3 rRNA genes are annotated in these 5419 nt (G+C 55.5%); all 3 read right to left on the minus strand.

From position 1 onward, the window contains the following. Positions 1-120: 120 nt before the first annotated feature. The 3 genes from rrf to G7Y37_RS08985 all read right to left on the minus strand — a co-directional run bounded on the left by rrf (position 121) and on the right by G7Y37_RS08985 (position 5220). A 5S ribosomal RNA gene (gene rrf, locus G7Y37_RS08975) occupies positions 121-235 on the minus strand. Between the two features lie 127 nt (positions 236-362). Then, a 23S ribosomal RNA gene (locus G7Y37_RS08980) occupies positions 363-3357 on the minus strand. Positions 3358-3714: 357 nt separating this feature from the next. Next, positions 3715-5220: ribosomal RNA gene (locus G7Y37_RS08985) — 16S ribosomal RNA — on the minus strand. Together the 16S, 23S and 5S rRNA genes form the textbook arrangement of a ribosomal RNA operon. Between the last annotated feature and the right edge of the window lie 199 nt (positions 5221-5419).

A 5419-nucleotide genomic window follows, 5' to 3' on the forward strand; every position in this document is an offset into this window, starting at 1 on the left:
TACGATTATATCGCACACCGCATCCCTCTTATCACTCACAAAGTCTATATAAAACAAAACCGCCTCATGGGCGGCTGATACATACTCTGATTTATCCAAGAAAACATAAAGCACCCTATGTGAGCGGAACGACCTGCTCTCCCGCGACCTGACGTCGCAGTACCATCGGCGATGCGGGGCTTAACTTCCGAGTTCGGAATGGGATCGGGTGATCCCCCGCTCTATGGTTCCGCTCACATAAGGTGCTCTTATCTACACCCTGAGATCTGCATGCGCGTGATAAACCAGCTATATGTCACACAGGAAAAATAAGTCTTTATCGGAGTCTCTACAATTGAAGGTATGTCTTCTTTAATATTTAAGAAGTGAAGAGCTCGGGCTATTAGTAACGCTCGCCTGAACGTGTCACCACGCTTACAGCTGCGTCCTATCAACCAGATAGTCTATCTGGGCCCTTACCAAAAAGGGAACTAATCTTAGGGCCGGCTTCCCGCTTAGATGCTTTCAGCGGTTATCCGTACCGCACGTAGCTAGGCGGCCATGCCGTTGGCCGACAACCGCGCCACCAGAGGTGCGTCCACCCCGGTCCTCTCGTACTAGGGGCAGCTCCCTTCAATTCCCTTACGCCCGCGGAGGATAGGGACCGAACTGTCTCACGACGTTCTGAACCCAGCTCGCGTACCGCTTTAAATGGCGAACAGCCATACCCTTGGGACCGGCTCCAGCCCCAGGATGCGATGAGCCGACATCGAGGTGCCAAACCTTGCCGTCGATGTGGACTCTTGGGCAAGATCAGCCTGTTATCCCCGGAGTACCTTTTATCCGTTGAGCGACGGCCCTCCCACATGGGGCCGCCGGATCACTAGAGCCTGCTTTCGCACCTGCTCGGCATGTATGCCTCGCAGTCAAGCCCGCTTACGCTCTTGCGCTCTTAGGTGACGGTTGCCGACCGTCCTGAGCGGACCTTACGCGCGCCTCCGTTACATTTTAGGAGGCGACCGCCCCAGTCAAACTACCCACCTGACACGGTCCGCACGCCGGTTCACGGCCGCGCGTTAGGCAGCCAGCACGGCGAGGGCAGTATTCCAAGGGTGGCTCCATGAGGGCTTGCGCCCCCACTTCAAAGCCTCCTGCCTATCCTCTACACGCCGTACCAGATGCCAATGCCAAGCTGCAGTAAAGGTTCACGGGGTCTTTCCGTCCTTCCGCGGGTAGCTCGCATCTTCACGAACAATGCAATTTCACCGGGTCCATGGTCGAGACAGCGCCCAAGTCGTTGCGCCGTTCGTGCAGGTCGGAACTTACCCGACAAGGAATTTCGCTACCTTAGGACCGTTATAGTTACGGCCGCCGTTTACTGGGGCTTAGATTCGCCGCTTCGCATTGCTGCTAACGGCTCCTCGTGACCTTCCAGCACCGGGCAGGCGTCAGACCCTATGCTTCGTCTTACGACTTTCCGCAGAGTCCTGTGTTTTTGGTAAACAGTCGCTTGGGCCTCTTCACTGCGGCCGCCTAAAGCTTAGATGGTAAACATCTTCACCAAAAGCGGCGCCCCTTCTCCCGAAGTTACGGGGCTATTTTGCCGAGTTCCTTGACCATGGTTCTCCCGATCGCCTCGGTATACTCTACCCGCCCACCTGTGTCGGTTTTGGTACGGGCGCCAACCAGTCTTCCTAGGGGTTTTTCTAGGGAGCATGGGATGACCGGCTTCGCGAATACTCGCTTCGTCTCACGTCTCAGGGAATGTCTAGTCGCTGATTTCCATGCGACTAGCCCCTACACGCTTTCACGGGGACGTCCAGAACCCCGCCCGGCTGCCCTCCTCCGTCGCCTCATCGGTATAACGTCTGGTTAGCGGTACGGGAATATCAACCCGTTGTGCATCGACTACGGCTTTCGCCCTCGCCTTAGCTCCCGACTGACCCTGGGGGGATTAGCCTTCCCCAGGAAACCTTGGGCTTGCGGCGGCGGGGTTTCTCGCCCCGCTCTCGCTACTCATGCCAGCATTCTCACTCCCACACACTCCACGGATGGTCACCCATCCGCTTCGCCGCCGTGTGGGAAGCTCCCCTACCGCTGACAGATAAACTGTCAACCCGCCGCTTCGGTGACATGCTTTAGCCCCGTTAATTGTCGGCGCATGTCCACTCGACCAGTGAGCTGTTACGCACTCTTTAAATGCATGGCTGCTTCTAAGCCAACATCCTGGTTGTCTGGGCAGACGCACATCCTTTGCCACTTAGCATGTACTTAGGGACCTTAGCGGGCGGTCTGGGCTGTTTCCCTCTCGGGCACGCGGCTTATCCCACGTGACCTGACTCCCGAGCTTTTATCCTTAGGCATTCGGAGTTCGGTTCTCATCGGCAGGCTGTGACGCCCCCTCAAAGATCCGGTGGCTCTACCACCTAAGGAGAACGCTTCGGGGCTAGCCCTAAAGCTATTTCGGGGAGAACGAGATATCTCCGGGTTTGATTGGCCTTTCACCCCTATCCCAGGCTCATCCCCTCGGTTTTCAACCCAAGTGGGTTCGGCCCTCCACGGGGTCTTACCCCCGCTTCAGCCTGGCCTGGGATAGCTCACCCGGCTTCGCGCCTCACCGCATACGACTAAAACGCCATCTTAAAGGCTCGCTTTCACTTCGGCTCGCTTTTCTAGCTTAACCTTGCCGTATACGGTGGCTCGCTGGCTCATTCTACAAAAGGCACGCCGTCACAGCGCAAATGACTGCTCCGGCTGCTCGTGGGCGTGCGGTTTCAGGTGCTATTTCACTCCCCTCCCGGGGTGCTTTTCACCTTTCCCTCACGGTACTGGTTCACTATCGGTCACAGGTCAGTATTCAGCCTTGGAGGGTGGTCCCCCCAGATTCGGGCCGCCTTTCACGTGAGCGGACCTACTCGGGTATAAGGCATATGGCCAGATCACCTTTCGCATACGGGGCTCTCACCCTGTTTCGCCGGCCTTTCCATACCGTTTTGCTAGATGTCTGCTTTGTATACCACATTACAAGATGCGAGTCTTGTAAAAGCCTAAACCCACAACCCCCGGGCGGCAACGCCTCGCCGCTTACACGCGCCCGGGTTTGGGCTCATTTGCGCTTTCGCTCGCCGCTACTCGCGCAATCTCGGTTGATTTCTTTTCCTCCGCCTACTTAGATGTTTCAGTTCAGCGGGTAGTCTCCCGGAAAGCTATGTGTTCACAAACCGGGTATCTGGGCATGACCCCAGATGGGTTCCCCCATTCGGAGACCTCTGGATAGTAACGGGTGTGTGCCCCTCCCCAGAGATTATCGCAGCTTGCCGCGTCCTTCATCGACTGCCTGTGCCAAGGCATCCACCGCACGCCCGTATCATCTTCGCTTCACAAGAAAACAAGATTTAATCGGGCACACAAGTGTGTACCACGAACACTACCTTGATAGGTAGAAATGTACCAATTATTTGCGATCGTCCGTGACAGATTTGTTTGCGAAGCTACCCTATTTAGGTAATAACAGCTTCGAATTGAATAATCTGTCGCATAACTTATTCTCCCGCGCGACAGTCCATATATTGGCAGCGGACTATCGCGCGCTATGCAGATGTCAAGGTGCAGATTTACAAGGTTATATATACACTCTTAGCACCTTGGCAGCCGGATGCTGGGATGGAAGTGATAGATCCCATACTATTTGAGGTATGAGTTAGTTTTAATCTTTCTATAAGGGTATCTCCCTAGAAAGGAGGTGATCCAGCCGCACCTTCCGGTACGGCTACCTTGTTACGACTTCACCCCCCTCACCCTCCACACCTTCGACGCCTCCTTCTTGCGTTAGGCCGGCGGCTTCGGGTGCAGACGACTCGGGTGGTGTGACGGGCGGTGTGTACAAGGCCCGGGAACGCATTCACCGCGGCATGCTGATCCGCGATTACTAGCAACTCCGACTTCACGCAGGCGGGTTTCAGCCTACGATCCGAACTGGGACCGGCTTTTAGGGATCCGCTCCCCCTCGCGGGGTGGCAACCCTCTGTGCCGGCCATTGTAGCACGTGTGCAGCCCAGGACGTAAGGGGCATGATGACTTGACGTCGTCCCCACCTTCCTCCGGCTTAACGCCGGCAGTCTTCTGTGAGTCCCCAACTAAATGCTGGCAACACAGAACAGGGGTTGCGCTCGTTGCGGGACTTAACCCAACATCTCACGACACGAGCTGACGACAGCCATGCACCACCTGTGTAGGCTCCTTTCGGCCACGGTGTTTCCACCGCTTCACCTACATGTCAAGCCCTGGTAAGGTTCTTCGCGTTGCTTCGAATTAAGCCACATGCTCCGCTGCTTGTGCGGGCCCCCGTCAATTCCTTTGAGTTTTAGCCTTGCGGCCGTACTCCCCAGGCGGAACACTTAATGCGTTAGCTGCGGCACGGAAAAGAAGTCTTCCCCACACCTAGTGTTCATCGTTTACGGCTGGGACTACCAGGGTATCTAATCCTGTTCGCTCCCCCAGCTTTCGCGCCTCAGCGTCGGTTGCGGCCCAGAGATCTGCCTTCGCCATCGGTGTTCTTCCCGATATCTGCGCATTCCACCGCTACACCGGGAATTCCGATCTCCCCTACCGAACCCGAGGTGTCCAGTTCGGAACCCGGCTCGGGGTTGAGCCCCGAGATTAGAGGTCCCGCTTAGGCACCCGCCTGCGCGCGCTTTACGCCCAATGAATCCGGATAACGCTTGCCCCATACGTATTACCGCGGCTGCTGGCACGTATTTAGCCGGGGCTTCTTCTGCAGGTACCGTCTTGTATCTTCCCTGCTGAAAGCGGTTTACAACCCGAAAGCCTTCATCCCGCACGCGGCGTTGCTGCGTCAGGGTTTCCCCCATTGCGCAATATTCCCCACTGCTGCCTCCCGTAGGAGTCTGGGCCGTATCTCAGTCCCAATGTGGCCGATCGACCTCTCAGTCCGGCTACCCATCGCAGGCTCGGTGGGCCGTTACCCCGCCGACTACCTAATGGGCCGCGACCCCATCTCATGCCGTATAAGCTTTCATCTTTTATCCATGCGGATAAAAGATAGTATCTGGTATTAGCTATCGTTTCCAGTAGTTATCCCAGTGCATGAGGCAGGTTGGTCACGTGTTACTCACCCGTTCGCCACTCTATACACACCCGAAGGTGCTTTAATCGTTCGACTTGCATGTGTTAAGCACGCCGCCAGCGTTCATCCTGAGCCAGGATCAAACTCTCCGTTCGAATCCTGAACTCTTATTTGAGTTCATAAGTTCAAATTAATTGATAGGTGGTTTTGTTATTTGATTAACAAAACCATGTGGATCTATCAAAGATTTTGCTGTCTTTTTGATCACACATTTTTGTTTGTGTGATCCCATCCACAGTATCCGGTTGTCAAGGTGCCAAAGGTGTTTAACCTTTGCGCCGTTTTGCGGCGCGA

It is taken from the genome of Adlercreutzia sp. ZJ154 (assembly GCF_011039055.1).
Taxonomy (GTDB): domain Bacteria; phylum Actinomycetota; class Coriobacteriia; order Coriobacteriales; family Eggerthellaceae; genus Adlercreutzia_A.